The sequence below is a fragment of the Nitrospirillum amazonense genome (genome assembly GCF_007828035.1).
Taxonomy (GTDB): domain Bacteria; phylum Pseudomonadota; class Alphaproteobacteria; order Azospirillales; family Azospirillaceae; genus Nitrospirillum; species Nitrospirillum amazonense.
The window spans coordinates 1-14,558 of sequence record NZ_VITV01000014.1; the positions used below are offsets into that span (position 1 = coordinate 1).

Sequence of the window (14,558 nt, forward strand, 5' to 3'; positions counted from 1 at the left end):
AATACACCCGATCCCATCCCGAACTCGGCCGTGAAAACCCCCAGCGCCAATGGTACTGCGTCTTAAGACGTGGGAGAGTAGGTCGCCGCCAGGTCCATCAGTCGCACACATCGCGCCCAAGCCGCCCTGCCGCTCAACAGACCCTCATCGCAATGCCCGCCTCCCCCAGCACACATTCCCGCGGGGTGGAGCAGCCCGGTAGCTCGTCAGGCTCATAACCTGAAGGCCGCAGGTTCAAATCCTGCCCCCGCAACCATCTTAACTTGCTCGATCAAGTCACCCGAACAGCCCGCCTCGCAAGAGCGCGGGCTGTTGGTCGTTTGCGGCTCGGCCGTTCGGGTCGCGGCGACGGTGAGGATGCCGGCGAGATCTCCGTGCAGGTCTATCCCGCAAGCCATCCGCCGCTGGGGTCAGAACGATGCGGCTGACCAGCGACCGGATCAGCTCAGCGGCGCGGGGGCGCGTCTCCTCCTGTTGCAGGGCGTCATGCGTGGCCGGGCCGTCCGCAGCTGGTTGCCGCACCACGTCATAGCCGTAGGCGTTGCCACCGCCGGATTTACCGAGTTCGACCCGGCCGCGAAGCCCCCGGTGGGTCTTGTCGCGCAGCTCCTTGAGGAACAGGGCGTTCATGGTGCCCTTGAGGCCGACATGCAGGGCGCTGACCTCGCTCTCGGCCAGGGTGACGATCTTGACGCCCGCGAATCCCATGCGTTTGAACAGGCCGGCGATATCCTCCTGGTCGCGGCTGAGGCGGTCCATCGCTTCGGCCAGCACGATGGCGAACATCCCCCGTGTCGCGTCCTGGATCAGTTCCTGGATGCCGGGACGCAGCAGTGACGCGCCGGACATGGTGCGGTCGGTATAGCTGTCAGTGATTGTCCACCCTTGGCGCTCGGCATGGAGGCGACAGAGCCGTAGCTGGTCTTCAATCGACGCATCGCGCTGATTGTCGGAACTGTAGCGGGCGTAGAGCGCGACCTTGGTCATTCCGGCCTCTTGCTACTTGGGCTTCGCCTTCGGTTGCCGCGCGCTGTCAAAGTATTGATCAGCCGCGTGCCGCGCGAGGAGCCGGACCAGCTCCACCAGCCGAGGATCCGGCATGACAGCAGGCTGGAAGGTGAGCCGGACTTTTCCATGGTGCCGATTTCTTGCGTCAGGCGCGTCACGGGTGTTCCCCAGCTTTGGTTGGAGCCGATCCAGTCCGCCAGGATGACCAGGCCGGTTACGCGCCACGTCTCGGCGCCCAGCTCTTCCGGGTAATTGTCGGGGAACGCCGGCCGACCGATCAGATCCAACGCTGCGTCGGTGAAGGCCCCGGCATCGGTGATGCTGGCCTCCGTCATGGCGTTGTTGAGGGCCGGGTCTGTCGTGGGGGCGCCATGGTGGGCGACCGCGGCCTGTACCCACGGGGTGAGGCCGCGCAGGCGCCGCTCCCTGGCTAGGGCTTTCCACAGGCTGTGGCCGATGTCGCCATGGCCCGAGGTCGAAAGGCGGGCGTGTGGCGTCCGGCCGGCCTCGGCGGACAGCAGTTGCTGCAAGGCCGGGACCTTGCACTGGAAGTTCTCGGCGAACTTACCGAGATCGTGCAGCGCCGCCGCCAGAACCAGCCGCTGGCGGCATGCCTCAGGGGACAGGTTCAGGGCTGCCGCCACCGCCGCCAGCCATGCTGGCCGGACGTCCAGCAAGGCGGCCATCGCGGCAGCCACGTCCAAGCTGTGGTAGGCCACGGGATGCCAGGACTGAACGGCATCCGGTCGAGGCTGAGCCTTGCCCCAGTAGGCGGTGAGGAAGGGCAAGACCATACTATGACGCATCTTTCGCCTACATTGAGGTTGTAGGGGATAAACATCAATAAAACGAAAATGTGAATCTATGCCCATCTTTAAATTGGGGAGAGGGGGCCCTTTGCCTCCTCTCCCCCGCGAGTGCCGGCCGCCGCCCGGCAGGGTCGCGGCCGCGCAGGCCCGGCGACATGGTCATGATCACCGGGGTCGCGACGGCCCGCCCGCCCTGGCAACCCGGCCGGGCGCGCCGGCGCTCGCCCCCCTCTCCCCCCGCGCGGTCGCCCGCCTCCGGGAAACACGCACGGCGCCCGGCGGCGCCTTCCGTATCGCCAACGCCGCTGTTGCCGCCACCGTCGTCGATGCCGGCATTCACCGGTCCCGACGGCCCGAACCAGGCAGTGCAGGAACGGGACCAGCAGCGCCGGCAAGCCGCCGCGTCCCCGGTGTTCTTCACCGTTACGGCCCATACGGCCGGTCCGTTGCGGGAAGCGAGGGAGACGGCAGGGCAGGGTGGCGCCGGCCCATCTGACGAAAATGTTGGCGAGGAAAACGATCCCAACCAGCAGGCTCATAAGCGCGCCTTCCTGCACGGACCGGCGAACACCGCGACCGTGACGGCCCATCGGCTGCAGCCGCCAATCTCCCCTTATGTCATCCAGGCCGGAACAGTCCTGGCGGCGGCGCTGGTGACCGGGCTGAACTCCGACCTGCCGGGGCAGGTCATCGCCCAGGTGACGGAAGACATCTACAGTGTCACCGGCCGCTTCCTGCTGATCCCCCAGGGCGCCCGGCTGCTGGGCACTTACGACAGCGCCGTGACCTACTACGGCCAGTCGCGCATCCTGGTGGTGTGGACGCGCCTGCTGCTGCCCAACGGTAAATCCCTGGTTCTGGACCGCCTGTCAGCCACCAACACGGAAGGCCACGCCGGCCTGGAGGACGAGGTCGATTACCATACCGGCCGTTTGCTGCGCGGCATGGGTGTCAGGCGAACTGGCCAGCAATGGCGACACCCAGACCAGCGGCGGCGGCAACGTCGTCGTGGCCGTGCGCCAGAGCGGCGACAACGCTGCCAACCAGGTAGGGCAGCGGCTGGCCGCCAATGACTTGGGCGTCCAGCCCACTCAGACGGATCGACCGGGGCTGCCCCTGCGGGTGTTGGGTGAACCGCGACTTGGTTCTTGAACCGTACTCTCAGAAGTGAACCTCCCGACAATTTCAGCGCGGTTCATTAGAGGTTGCCGGTTCCCCTGGGCGTTACGCTATCAGGACGCGGGTTCGGCAGCTCCTCCCGTCAACTCACCCATCGCTGACTTGGTTCGATGCCGGAACAGCATCCCGGCCACGGCCGGCAGTACCAGCAGCGTCAAAGCGGTGGAGGTTATCAGGCCACCGATCACCACCGTTGCCAACGGCCGCTGCACCTCGGCACCCGTGCCGGTGGCCAGGGCCATGGGCACGAAGCCCAGGGAGGCGACCAGGGCCGTCATGAGCACGGGGCGCACCCGCTCCATGGCGCCCCGCAGCACCGATTGGTCCGCGTCCATGCCATCATCCAGGTGCTTTCGGATGGCGCCGATCATGACCAGGCCGTTCAGCACGGCCACGCCGGAGAGGGCGATGAAGCCCACCGCGGCGCTGATCGAGAACGGGATGTCCCGCAGCACCAAGGCGAACACGCCGCCGGCCAGGGCCAAGGGCACGGCGGAGAACACCGCCACGGCCGCGCCGAAGCTGCCCAGGGCCATGTACAGCAGGGCGAAGATCAGGATGAAACAAGCGGGCACCACGATGGTCAGGCGCCGGGTGGCCGACTGCAGGTTTTCGAACTGCCCACCCCAGTCGGTGTAGCAGCCGGGCGGCAGTTCGATGCGGCCCACCTTCTCCTGGGCCTCGTTGATGAACCCGCCCACGTCGCGGCCGCGGACGTTGGTCTGGACCACGATCATGCGCTTGCCGTTCTCACGGCTGATCTGGTTCAGGCCCTCCGTGTAGCTGAACCGCACCAGCTCCCTTAAGGGGACGGAAGCGCGGGGTTTGCCCGGCTCGGCCGGCAGCATGACGGGGATGGACCCCAGCAATGCCACATCGTCCCGCTGGGCCGCCGGGAGGCGGACCACCACGTTGAAGCGGCGGTCGCCCTCGAACAGTAAACCAGCTTCTCGGCCGCTGAGTGCCGCAGCCACCGTGTCGGTGATCTCCTCCACCGTCAGGCCCAGCCGGCCGGCGGCGCCCCGGTCCACCTGGATGTCGAAGGTGGGGGCGCCGCTGGTCTGTTCCGCCTGCACGTCGGCGGCACCCGGAACGGTCCGCAAGGCCGCGGCGATCTTCTGCGCCGCGGCGCTCATGGCCTCCAGGTCGTCGCCGTAGAGCTTGACCGCCACATCGCTGCGCACGCCGGCGATCAGTTCGTTGAACCGCATCTGGATGGGCTGCTGGATCTCATAGCGGTTGCCCACCAGCTCGTTCGACTTGTCCTCGATCCTTTTCAGCAGGTCGGCCTTGGTCTTCACGTCCGCCGGCCATTCGCTCTCCGGCTTGGGAATGACGTAGGTGTCCGAGGCGTTGGGCGGCATGGGGTCGGTGCCCAGGTCGGCGTTGCCGGTCTTGGAGAACACCATGGCCACCTCCGGCAGGCTCGACAACGCCCGCTCGATCTGCAGTTGCATGTTCTTGGACTGCTCCACCGAGGTGGAGGGGATGCGGAAGGCGGTGACCGTGACATCCTTTTCATCCAGTTGGGGCATGAACTCTTCCCCCAGCGTGGTGAACAGGGTGGCGGCCAGGGCGAAGACCGCCACGCCGCCCGCCAGGAACGGCAGGGGATGGGCCACGGCCCGGTGCAGCACCGGCTCATACCGGCGCTTGAACCACCGCACCGGCGCCACCTCCACCTCGCTGACCTTGCCCCGTACCACCAGGGCCACCATGGCTGGCACGAAGGTGATGGACAGGACGAAGGCGGCGACCAGGGCCAGCATCAGGGTGATGGCCATGGGCGAGAAGGTCTTGCCCTCAACTCCCTGGAAGGTCAACAGCGGCACGAACACCAGCAGGATGATGGCCTGGCCGTAAACGGTGGGGCGCACCATCTCCTTCGCCGCGGCGATGGTCTCCTCCATCCGTTCGCCGGCGCTGAGCAAACGGCCCTCATGGTGCTGGCGTTCCGCCAGGCGGCGGAGCGCGTTTTCCACGACGATGACGGCGCCGTCGACGATGAGGCCGAAGTCCAAAGCGCCCAGGCTCATCAGGTTGCCCGAGACGCGCAGGGCGTTCATGCCCGTGGCCGTCATAAGCATGGTCAGGGGAATGACCACCGCCGTGATCAGCGCGGCGCGGATGTTGCCCAGCAGCAGGAACAGTACGGCGATGACCAGCAGCGCCCCCTCCACCAGGTTCTTCTCCACCGTGCCGATGGTGGCGGCCACCAGTTTGGACCGGTCGTAGGCCGGCTTGGCGGTGATGTCCGGCGGCAGGGTCCGGGCGATCTGCTCCAGCTTCTCGCGCACCGCCGTGGCGACGATGCGGCTGTTTGATCCGGTGAGCATCAGGACGGTGCTGATCACCGCCTCGCTGCCCATCTTGCTGCCAGCGCCGGTGCGGACCGCGCCACCGATGACGACATTGGCCACGTCACCGATGCGGATGGGCACGCCGGCCTTGGTGGCGACCACCACGCGGCCGATCTCATCCATGGAGCGAAGGCGCGCGTCCGCGCGCACCAGAAACGATTCCCCGGCCCGCTGGACGTAGTTGGCGCCGGCCGAGAGGTTGCCGGCTTCCAGCGCACGGGCCAACTCGGTGAAGGAGATGCCGTGGGCCGCCATCTTCACCAGGTCTGGCTCCACCACGTACTGCTTCACGTAGCCGCCGTTGGAATCCACGCCAGCCACGCCCAGCACGTTGCGCAGCTGCGGCCGGATGACCCAATCCTGAACCGTGCGCAGGTAGGAGGCCTTGGATATCGTATCGGTCAGCCGCTCACCTTCCGGTGTCAGGTAGGAGCCGTCCTTCTGCCAGCCCGGTTTGCCATCGATGGCGGTGGCACCCTTGCCGTCGGGATGCTGGTATTCCACGCTGAACATGAAGATCTCGCCCAGGCCGGTGGTGACCGGGGCCAATTGCGGCTGTATGCCCGGCGGCAGGGTGTCCTTGGCCTGGGCCAGGCGTTCCGTCACCTGCTGGCGAGCGAAGTAGATGTCGGTGGCGTCGGTGAAGACAGCCGTCACCTGGCTGAAGCCGTTGCGGGTCAGCGACCGGGTGGTCTGCAGGCCAGGGATGCCGGCAAGGGCCGTCTCCACCGAGAAGGTAACCTGCTTTTCCAGGTCCACCGGCCCCAGCGTGGGGACGAAGGTGTTGATCTGGACCTGGCGGTTGGTGATGTCGGGCACGGCGTCGATGGGCAGCAGGGTGACCTGCCAGGCGCCGATGGCCGCGACGACGAGGGCGAGGAAGGCCACGAGCCAACGGGCCTTCACGGAGAATTCCAGGATTTTGGCGATCATTCCTCTACCTCCGCTTTGCCCAGTTCGGCCTTCAGCAGGAAAGAATTGATCGTGGCGATGCGCTGCCCGGCCTTCAGGCCGCCCGACAGTTCCACCAGATCGCCGCTGCGCCGGGCCAGGGTCACCGGCTGCGCCGTGAACCCCTCCTTGGTGCGCAGGAAGACGACCTCGCGGCCGGCGATGGCCTGCACGGCGATGGTGGGAACGGTGACCCTGTCGCTCGCCGTCTCCTTGGCGGTGAACAGCGTGGCGCGGACATACTGGCCGGGCAGCAGTCCTTCCGCCGGCTGGTCGAGCGCCAGCAGCGCGGTGGCCTGCAGCGTCTCCCGGTTCACACCCGGCGTCAGCGACAGCACATGGGCGTCCAGGGTGCGCCCATCGCCTGTGGTGATGGTGGCCCGGTCTCCGCTGCGCAAGCGGCTGGCCGCGTCCGCCGGCACCGTCGCCTCGATCTGGGTGCGGGCGGGATCGGCCACGCGGAACAGTTCGGATTCCGCCTGGACATAGGCGCCCAGGCTGGCGGACACGATGGTGACCCGTCCGTCGATCGGGCTCACCACCTGGATGGAGCGGCCATCGGATGCCAGGCGGGCGGCGCCCGCCGAGGCGATGGCGCGGCGCAGTTCGGCCTCCGCCGCTTCGGCCTCGGCCTGGGCCGCCTCCAGGTCCTGGCGGGGGGAGACGCCCTGGTCGAACAGGGATTTCTCGCGGGCGGCCTGCTGCCGGGCCTGGGTCGCCTTTGCCTGGGCGGCGGCGCGGTCGGCGGCAAGGGTGGCAACCTCACGGCCCTCCACCTCGGCGACGACGTCACCGGCGCGCACGGCCTCGCCGATGCGCTTGTGGATGCGGGTGATGGTGCCCGGCGCGTGGGCGGTCAGCACTGCCAGGCCGTCGGGGGCCGCCGTGACGGTGGCCGTGGTGATGGTCTCCGCCTCGATGCCGCCGGCGGCGGCCGGCTGCACCTGGATCTCCGAGACCTTGATCTGCTCCTCGGTCATGGGCACGGACTGGCTTTCAGCCGGGGCGGCGGTCTTCGCGGCGGTGGGTGTTGCGGCGGGAGCGGCGGCAGGCGCCGGCGCGGTCATGCGGGCGACGCCGAAGCCGACGGCGGCGGCCAGCACCAGGCCCACGGCCGTGCCGGCCAAGTAGCCTATTCTGGGGGTGGACATGACTTAGTCTCCGAAAGGAATGCGGCCTTGGACGCGGGCCAAAGCCGTGATCGCGTCGACGCGGGCGAGTTGGGCGTCCACCTTGGTGGCGTTGGCGACGCCTAGGGCGTGCCGGGCGGTGAGGAGTTCGGACAGGGGGGCCTTGCCCCCTTCGTAGGCGATGCGCGTCAGGCGATAGGCTTCCTGCGCCGCCGCCAGCGACTGGTCGGCTGCGGCCAGGCGGTCCTGCGCCGCACGGGCCTGCAGCCGTGCCGACCGCACGCCGGCTTCCGCTTCGCGCCGCGCCGCCTCCAGCCGCGCTTCGGCCCCGGTGAGGGAGGCTTGGGCGGCGCTGATGTTGCCGCGGTTGCGGTCGAACAGGGGCAGCGGGATAGAGACGCCGGCGACGAAGGTGGTGGCGCGGTCGCCCTCCAGCCGGCGCACGCCGAGGGAGGCGGTGACGTCCGGGGTCGCCCGGGCGCGTTCCACCTCCAGCCGGCGAAACGCCGCTTCGCGATCCGCCACCGACGCCCGGTAGCCGGGGCTGGCCAATGGATCCCCGGTGGGGGGATCTTGCCGCCCATCACCGCCTGTCCTCGCGACGGCGGTGTCGAGCAGGCTGACGGGAAAGGCGGTATAGGGCTCGGGAGCCCCGGCCAGGACCGCCAGCCTGTCCAGCGCCGCGGCGCGGGCCGCCTTGGCCTGGCTGAGGTCCGCCCGCATGGACGTCAGCGTCGCCTGGGATTGGATGGTACGGACGGTGGCTTCCCGCCCGGCGGCGACCAGGGCGCGGGCCGCCTGGTCATCCCGCTGCGCTTCCTCCAGCTCGTCCTCGGCCAGATCCACGCGGCGATCCGCCGCCTCGGCATCGGCATAGGCGAGCGCCAGGTCGCAGGCGTAGGCGATGCGCGTGGCGGCGAAGTGAGCCTGGCTGGCGTCGACATCGGCCTGTCCGGCCGCCTGGCGGGCGCCACGCTTGCCGCCCAGTTCCACCAGCTGGTTGAACTGCAGCGTGGTCTCCGCCTGGTCGAAGGCCCGGTAGTTCCGGGTGCCGGCCACGTTTTCCGTCAGGACGCTGACGGTGGGGTTGGGCAGCGTGCCCGCCTGGTCGGCCAGGCCTTCCGCCTGGGCGATCAGGGCTTTGGCCGCCAGCAGGCGGGGGGCGGTCACCTCCGCCTCACCCAGCAATTGGGCATAGGAGGGCGCCGGCGCGGCCAAGGCCGGCGCGAAAGGGGCCGTACCCACAAGTATCCATGTGGGTGCGGCCGCCACCAGCGCTGCAGTCAGCAGCCGCTGGCAGGGTGCGGTTCGCATTCAAGTCTCCGTGATCTGATAGGGAAAGGCGCGGAGGCCTGGTCCTTCAGACGCGCGGAGGGCGTTCTTCCATGGGGGGTGCGATGGAGGCCAGTTGCGCCTCCAGTGGCTGCGGCCAAGGGGCCGACACGAAGGCCGGCGGCTGCAGCTGGTTGTCGGCGGGCGGTACACCGACGGCGTGCATGATGGCGTGGGCGGCCGTCATGTCATGCTCATGGTCGCCTAATCCCTGGAAACCGGCATGGTCATGCCTGGCTACCGGGGCGTTCACTGCGGTCACCGTCATCTCGATGGCCGCGTCCTCGTCCGGCAGATCCGGATGGTCCAGATGCAGTTCCCCCAGCAAGGCCAGGGACAGCACCGCCACGACGCCGAGCGCCGCCTGCAGCCGCACCACGGCGGCGCGGCAGGCGCGGGCGACATCGCCCCAGGCTATGGTGAACGGTGGCTGCATGGGATGCGGGTTTCGGCCTTGCGGGAGGCGGTGAACGGGATGGTGGAGGGTATCATAGAGCCTTAGGGTGATCCTCAGGGCAAGGCATTCCATCCCTGCCAGCCGATATAAAGGCCGACCAGGATGATCAGGGCGCTGGAGGCATAGGGCGCCCGGCGCGCCAGGACGGCGAAGGTGCCGGAGAAGCGCTTGGCCGCGTGCCGCATGCCCAGGGCCGCGGCGGCGCCGACGCTCACCATGGTCAGGGCTAGGCCGATGCTGAAACACAGCACCAAGGCGACACCTAGGGTGACCTGCTTCAGTTGCAGGCACAGCACCAGCACGGTGATGGCGGCGGGACAGGGGATCAGGCCGCCGGTCAGGCCGAACAGGATGATCTGGCCCGTCGTCACCTGACGGTTGGCGAAGCGCCGCTGAATGTCGTTGGCGTGTTGCAACTCATGGGCGTCCTGGTAGCCGGTTAGCCCCAAATCCACGCCCGCCGTTTCAGGCGCGGGCTCGGTGAAGCGGAAGGCGTGCTGGTGCATGTGGCGGCCATGGCTGGCGCTGAGCAGGGCGGAGAATTCGTGCGGCTCCGGGATTTCCTCGGTCGATTCCCAATAATCGACCTTGTCCACCATGCCGAACCGCTGGCGGGCGCCATCCGGGCGAATGGTCTCAATCCATACCGCATCCTGCGGGGCCGCCGGCAGCACGCGGTCCCCCGCCAGGAAACGCACACGGAAGCGGGGCGGCACGCCGTCCTCGAACACCTCCACGTCGGCAATCACGCCGCGGCCGATCTCGGCGCTCTGCATTCCATGGCCAGCGTGGGCCCCGTGACCGTGGTGGTCATGGCCGTGATCGCCGTGGTCGTGATCGTGCCCGTGATCATGGGTATGGTCGTGGGCATCTTCCGCCACCTGGGCCTGGCGGGCGCGCCACAGCATCCATAGGGCGACGGCGATGATGATGACGGCGGAAGCGATCTGGAAATAGGGCTCCGTCGTCTCCGCGTTCCAGGTGCGGCCGAAATGCAGGCCCGCCAGCGCCACCATCCAGACCACCAGGGTATGGGAAACGGTGGCCGACAGGCCCAGCAGCACCGCCTGGGTGACGGTGCCCCGAATGGCGATGATGAAGGCCGCCATCATGGTCTTGGAATGCCCCGGTTCAAGCCCATGCAGGGCGCCCAGCAGGATGGCGCTGGGAATGAACAGCCAAGCGTTGCCGGCCCCTTGCTGGAGCAGGTCGGAAAGCGGGGTCATTTGGGGCTCACAGGTATTTGGTGATTTCGGCCATCTCGGCCAGGCGGTCCCGGGTTTCCTTCGGCAACGGCTCCACGGCTTCGTAGAGGTGATGCTCGATATGGTGCAGGACCAGGAAGGTCTTGGCCTTGTCCACGGCCTTGACCACCGCCTGCAGCTGTTGGGCGATCACCAGGGCGTCACGCCCTTCCTCCACCATCTCCACGATCTTGGAGAGATGGCCTTGGGCGCGCTTCAGGCGGTTCAGGACGTCTGGGTTGTTGGCGTGGCTCATGATGGCCATATCCTATCCCCCAGGGGGGGATGTAGCAACGAAAAGAATCGAGGCCGCGGGACTTCGCTTGGGAGCCCGCGAGCCTGTTAGGGTGTCGGACGGAACACCAGGATTGTGGCGTCACCACCGAACCATCCGGCGCGGGCGGCAACGAACAGCCGGTCGAGTTCGGGCACGAACAGCGACGTTCGTGCCCCCGACACGGTCCTGATCCGGTCGTGGTGGACCAGTCCTTCGGGCGTGCGGTCGATGACATCCACGGCGCCCTCGCCACAACTCACGTAGTAGCGGCTGCGCACGGCGTCGAAGAAAATATCGTCGGTGTCGCCGCAGGTGGGGATGCTGCCGGTGACCGCGCCGTCTGCCGTGCTCAGCTCGGTCAGGCGGGCGGGGTTGCGGTAGCCGATGGCGACCCGCCCGGCCGCCGCGTCCAACGCCATCGGAAAATTGGACCGCATCTCCGGCGGCGACCAGGCCGCCACCCTCTGGCCCGTCTTGCGATCCAGCACGTCGATCTGCCGGCGGTCCGGGACGTTGACGTAAAGGCGGCCGGTGGCGGCGTCATAGTGGAAGCCCTCTGGATGAGCGGGCAAGGCCACGTCCGCGATCTTGGCTGGGCGGGCCGGATCGATGACGGCGATGCCGCCAGCCCCATATCCGACCAGGACCTGCCCGGTGGTCGCATCGACCCGGACATTGTCGGCGTCCTCGCCCAGGTCGACGGTCCCGGCCTGCGCCAAGGTGGTCGCTGTGTATAGGCGCACGCTGCCGTCGCCGGCGTTGGCGACGACAATCAGGTCCCGGGCCGGCAGGTATCCGATCCCCTGGGGTTCCTTCAGGCCGGTGATCCGGCTTGAGCGTTTCCGGCTGGTGATGTCGATGCTGTCCACGGTGCCGTTGCCGAGTTCGGCCACGAACAGGCGGTCATGTGCCAAGTCTACCGCCATGTGATCGATCCGCCCGCCGACATCGGGCAGCGGGATCGTCGCTTCCAGCACCAAGGGAGGATCGCCCGCGCCGGCCGATCCGGTGAGCAGGATGAGCAGGGCCGCCAGGACGGGCCAGCCGGCGCGGGCAGAGGGCATCACGAGTGGGCGACCTTCATCTGCGCCAAGGCGTCATGTAGGCCCCTGGCCAGTTTGACCGCGTCGTCGTTAGCCCAGAAGTGCATGAAGAACAGCCGGGGCTCGTCATCCAGCATGTGGTTGTGCAGCGCCGTGATCTCGATGCCGTTGTCGCGCAGCGCCTTGATGACCGGATTGACCTCGGAGGCGATCAGCACGAAGTCGCCGGTGATGGCCGCCTTACCGGCGCCGGTGGGCTGAAAATTGATGGCGATGCCGGCACCCATGGACGGGGGGATTTCCATGCCGCCGGCTTTGGCGGCCTCCGCCCGGGGGATCGTTACCTGGTAGACGCCGCCATTGACCTTGCCCGTGTAGCCCAGCGCCTTATCCAGTGCGGCGGTGTCCAGGTCGATGGCAGCCGGGGCCGGTGCGGCCGCCGGCGCCGCCAGTGGCGTTTTGCTCTTGGCCAGAGCGTCGTGCAGCACCGTCGCCAGCTTGACCGCGTCGCCATGACCGTCGACATGCATGTAGAGCGTGGCGGGCTGGGCGCGCAGCAGGTGGTTGTGCAGGGCGGTGATCTGGATGCCGCCGTCCTCCAGTTCCTTCGCCACCGGGTTGACTTCGTCCTGGGTCAGCACCAGGTCGCCCATCACCATGGCCTGGCCCTGGGCGGTTTCCTTGAACGCGAGCCAGGAGCCCAGGGCCAGCGTGGGCTTTATGGCGACGCCGTCCAGGGTCACCGCAAGGTCGGTGCGCGGCAGGCCCACCTTGTAGACGCCGTCTGGCTGCACGGCGACGGCCTTGCCCAGCGCCTGGCCGACCGCCGTCCAGTCGGTGTCGGCTGCTATGCCCGGCGTCGCGGCGGCGGCCATGGCGGCGACCGCCATGGCGCGGAGAATGTGGGTATTCATACAGGATCGCTCCTTCAGTAAGGCCGGTTCACAGTGTTCGGCCGCTGTGTCCTGCCCACCGTCACGCGGCGGGCGCGGGCTGGGGAAGCCCGGCCTGGCGGATGGCCGGCGGCCAGTTGTGCTGCTCGCCCTGGCCGTCGCGGCACCAGGCGTAGAGGGCGTCGTAGACGGTCATACCGTGGCGCAGCATTTCGTGATCGTCCTGGAATAGCGCCGACAGCCCCAGCGACACGGCGACCAGACCAGCCGCCTGCGGCGCGAGGTCCAGCCGGGCCGTATCCGCCCCCCGGACGATCAAGGCCAGTTGCTGCAGGGCGGCGTTGCCAGCCAGGCCGTAACGGTCGAGGAAGGTGTCGAAGCTGCACCTTTCGCCCACGTGGCTAAGATCGGCGCCGGGCAAGTCGTAGGGGATGGCGCTTGTCTCCGCTGCCACCTGGAAAACCATGTCGGCGGGCACGTAAAGGAATTCCGGTTCTGGATCGATGAAGCGCGCAACCAGCCAGGGGCAGGCGATGCGATCGATCTTGGGGCGTTCACGCGTGATCCATTTCATGGCTGGAACTCCCTCGGCGGCGTCGGGGCGCCGGCATGCCTCGCCGCCGCGATACAGGCTTCGTCGGCGTTCGGGGAAAATGATACACATGTTGCACTGAGTCAATCTCAGCGATAAGGTGTATTAAGATCGACATATGACCCACCAGGATTGGGGGCCCCCTCATGCCCAGCTTCTTCAGCGAACTGTTCTCCGGTGATGAGAACCTGGGCGCCATCGGCTTGGTTGGGCTCGGTTTCTTCCTTGCCGTTCTGCTCCTGAAGCGCCTGTATGCCGGCGGCGTCCGCCGTTGGCGGCGGGCGGTGTGATGAAGGAATGAGGACGGGATGAACGACACCGGCATGACACGGGACGATTGGCTGCTGCTGGTCCATCAGCTGCCGGCCAAGCCGGCCTACCTGCGGGTCAAGGTCTGGCGGCGTCTTCAGGCCCTGGGCGCGGTGCCGATCAAGAACGCCGTTCACGTGTTGCCTTGCACCGAGGAGGCGCGGGAGGATTTCGCCTGGCTGATCCGGGAAATCCTGGAAGGCGGCGGCGAGGCCACCCTGTGCGAGGCGCGCTTCATCGACGGGTTGGCCGATGCGGATGTGCGCGGCCTGTTCGACCAGGCGCGGGACGAGGACTACGCCACCGTCGCGGCGGAGGCCCGTGCCTTGCTGGAAGGGGTGCAGGCCGATCCCGCGAAGATGGATGAGGCCCGTGCCGGGGCGGTTCGCCTGCGGACACGCCTGAACCAGATCGCCGCCATCGACTTCTTCGGCGCCCACGGGCGTGCGGCGGCGTCGGGTGTGCTCGACCTCCTGGAGACCACGACACGCGAGCGGAACGAGATGCCAGCCAATGAACCGGTCCAGGCCCCCCTGGACAGCTACAAGGGGCTACGGTGGATCACGCGCCAGGGTATCCATGTGGACCGCATCGCCACGGCTTGGCTGGTGCGGCGCTTCATCGATGCCGGGGCGGTGTTCACCTTCGTGCCGTCACGCTCGGTGGAGGCGGTCTCCGGCGCCGTGCGCTTCGACATGATGGACGGCGAGGTCACGCATGAGGGTGACCGCTGCACCTTCGAGGTGCTGCTGGGCCGCATCGGCCTGGCTGATCCCGCCCTCCAGGCCGTCGCCGAGATCATCCATGACATCGACCTGAAGGATGGCAAGTTCGGCCGGGCGGAGGCCGACGGCATCCGGGTGCTGATCGCCGGCATCTGCATGGGCACCAAGGACGACGAGGAACGCCTGGCCCGGGGTATGGCCGTGTTCGACGACCTGCTGGGCTTTTTCCGCAAGAAGGGAAACTGATGC

Annotated in this window: 14 protein-coding genes, 1 tRNA gene and 1 rRNA gene; 5 read left to right on the forward strand and 11 right to left on the reverse strand. The window is 67.9% G+C overall.

The annotated features are described in order from the left end of the window. Both rrf and FBZ87_RS25815 read left to right on the forward strand, forming a co-directional pair. Window positions 1–94 (forward strand): 5S ribosomal RNA (rrf, locus tag FBZ87_RS25810); the annotation flags it as partial. A gap of 85 nt (window positions 95–179) precedes the next feature. Further along, window positions 180–256, forward strand: a tRNA-Met gene (locus tag FBZ87_RS25815). Window positions 257–276: 20 nt separating this feature from the next. Here the strand turns inward: FBZ87_RS25815 and FBZ87_RS25820 are convergent. Together FBZ87_RS25820 and FBZ87_RS25825 are read right to left on the reverse strand one after the other, a co-directional pair. Continuing rightward, window positions 277–987 (reverse strand): recombinase family protein, encoded by a 711-nt coding sequence (locus tag FBZ87_RS25820; protein ID WP_422394438.1) that lies wholly within the window; start codon window positions 985–987, stop codon window positions 277–279. Next, on the reverse strand, window positions 984–1,802 hold the full coding sequence (locus FBZ87_RS25825; RefSeq protein ID WP_186454981.1) for a CRISPR-associated endonuclease Cas3'': 819 nt from the start codon (window positions 1,800–1,802) through the stop codon (window positions 984–986). The genes FBZ87_RS25820 and FBZ87_RS25825 overlap by 4 nt, the downstream gene beginning before the upstream one ends. Before the next feature lie 341 nt (window positions 1,803–2,143). Here FBZ87_RS25825 and FBZ87_RS25830 point away from each other — a divergent pair, with 341 nt between their 5' ends. After that, window positions 2,144–2,890 carry a TraB/TrbI/VirB10 family type IV secretion system protein gene (locus FBZ87_RS25830; protein ID WP_186454982.1) on the forward strand — a complete coding sequence of 249 codons (747 nt, stop codon included), beginning with the start codon at window positions 2,144–2,146 and terminating at the stop codon, window positions 2,888–2,890. Between the two features lie 159 nt (window positions 2,891–3,049). Here FBZ87_RS25830 and FBZ87_RS25835 read toward each other — a convergent pair whose 3' ends face one another. From FBZ87_RS25835 to FBZ87_RS25875, 9 genes are all read right to left on the reverse strand, one after another. Then, window positions 3,050–6,289 carry an efflux RND transporter permease subunit gene (locus FBZ87_RS25835; protein WP_145613460.1) on the reverse strand — a complete coding sequence of 1,080 codons (3,240 nt, stop codon included), beginning with the start codon at window positions 6,287–6,289 and terminating at the stop codon, window positions 3,050–3,052. Continuing rightward, entirely contained in the window at window positions 6,286–7,458 is a 1,173-nt protein-coding gene (locus FBZ87_RS25840; protein ID WP_145613461.1) for an efflux RND transporter periplasmic adaptor subunit, read from the reverse strand. Before FBZ87_RS25840 ends, FBZ87_RS25835 begins: the two co-directional genes overlap by 4 nt. A gap of 3 nt (window positions 7,459–7,461) precedes the next feature. After that, window positions 7,462–8,751, reverse strand: a complete 1,290-nt coding sequence (locus FBZ87_RS25845; protein WP_145613462.1) for a TolC family protein — start codon at window positions 8,749–8,751, stop codon at window positions 7,462–7,464. Window positions 8,752–8,797: 46 nt separating this feature from the next. Then, window positions 8,798–9,205: a hypothetical protein gene (locus FBZ87_RS25850; protein WP_145613463.1), complete on the reverse strand. Its 408-nt coding sequence runs from the start codon at window positions 9,203–9,205 to the stop codon at window positions 8,798–8,800. A 74-nt stretch (window positions 9,206–9,279) separates the two neighbouring features. Continuing rightward, window positions 9,280–10,452, reverse strand: coding sequence for a nickel/cobalt efflux transporter (locus FBZ87_RS25855; protein WP_145613464.1), 1,173 nt, complete (start codon window positions 10,450–10,452; stop codon window positions 9,280–9,282). 7 nt (window positions 10,453–10,459) lie between these two features. Further along, on the reverse strand, window positions 10,460–10,726 hold the full coding sequence (locus tag FBZ87_RS25860) for a metal-sensing transcriptional repressor (RefSeq protein WP_145613465.1): 267 nt from the start codon (window positions 10,724–10,726) through the stop codon (window positions 10,460–10,462). Between the two features lie 86 nt (window positions 10,727–10,812). Further along, window positions 10,813–11,811, reverse strand: a complete 999-nt coding sequence (locus FBZ87_RS25865) for a YncE family protein (RefSeq protein ID WP_211107207.1) — start codon at window positions 11,809–11,811, stop codon at window positions 10,813–10,815. Then, window positions 11,811–12,704: a DUF1259 domain-containing protein gene (locus tag FBZ87_RS25870; RefSeq protein WP_246134607.1), complete on the reverse strand. Its 894-nt coding sequence runs from the start codon at window positions 12,702–12,704 to the stop codon at window positions 11,811–11,813. Before FBZ87_RS25870 ends, FBZ87_RS25865 begins: the two co-directional genes overlap by 1 nt. Window positions 12,705–12,765: 61 nt before the next feature. Beyond that, complete coding sequence (locus FBZ87_RS25875) at window positions 12,766–13,257, reverse strand: chromate resistance protein ChrB domain-containing protein (RefSeq protein ID WP_145613466.1); 492 nt, start codon at window positions 13,255–13,257, stop codon at window positions 12,766–12,768. Between the two features lie 164 nt (window positions 13,258–13,421). On the opposite strand from FBZ87_RS25875, the gene FBZ87_RS29375 reads away from it, so the two are divergent. Continuing rightward, the gene (locus FBZ87_RS29375) at window positions 13,422–13,565 is read left to right on the forward strand and encodes a hypothetical protein (protein ID WP_186454983.1); all 144 of its coding nucleotides are present in this window, start codon (window positions 13,422–13,424) and stop codon (window positions 13,563–13,565) included. Between the two features lie 18 nt (window positions 13,566–13,583). Then, window positions 13,584–14,555, forward strand: a complete 972-nt coding sequence (locus tag FBZ87_RS25880; RefSeq protein ID WP_186454984.1) for a chromate resistance protein ChrB domain-containing protein — start codon at window positions 13,584–13,586, stop codon at window positions 14,553–14,555. The last annotated feature ends 3 nt before the right edge of the window (window positions 14,556–14,558 follow it).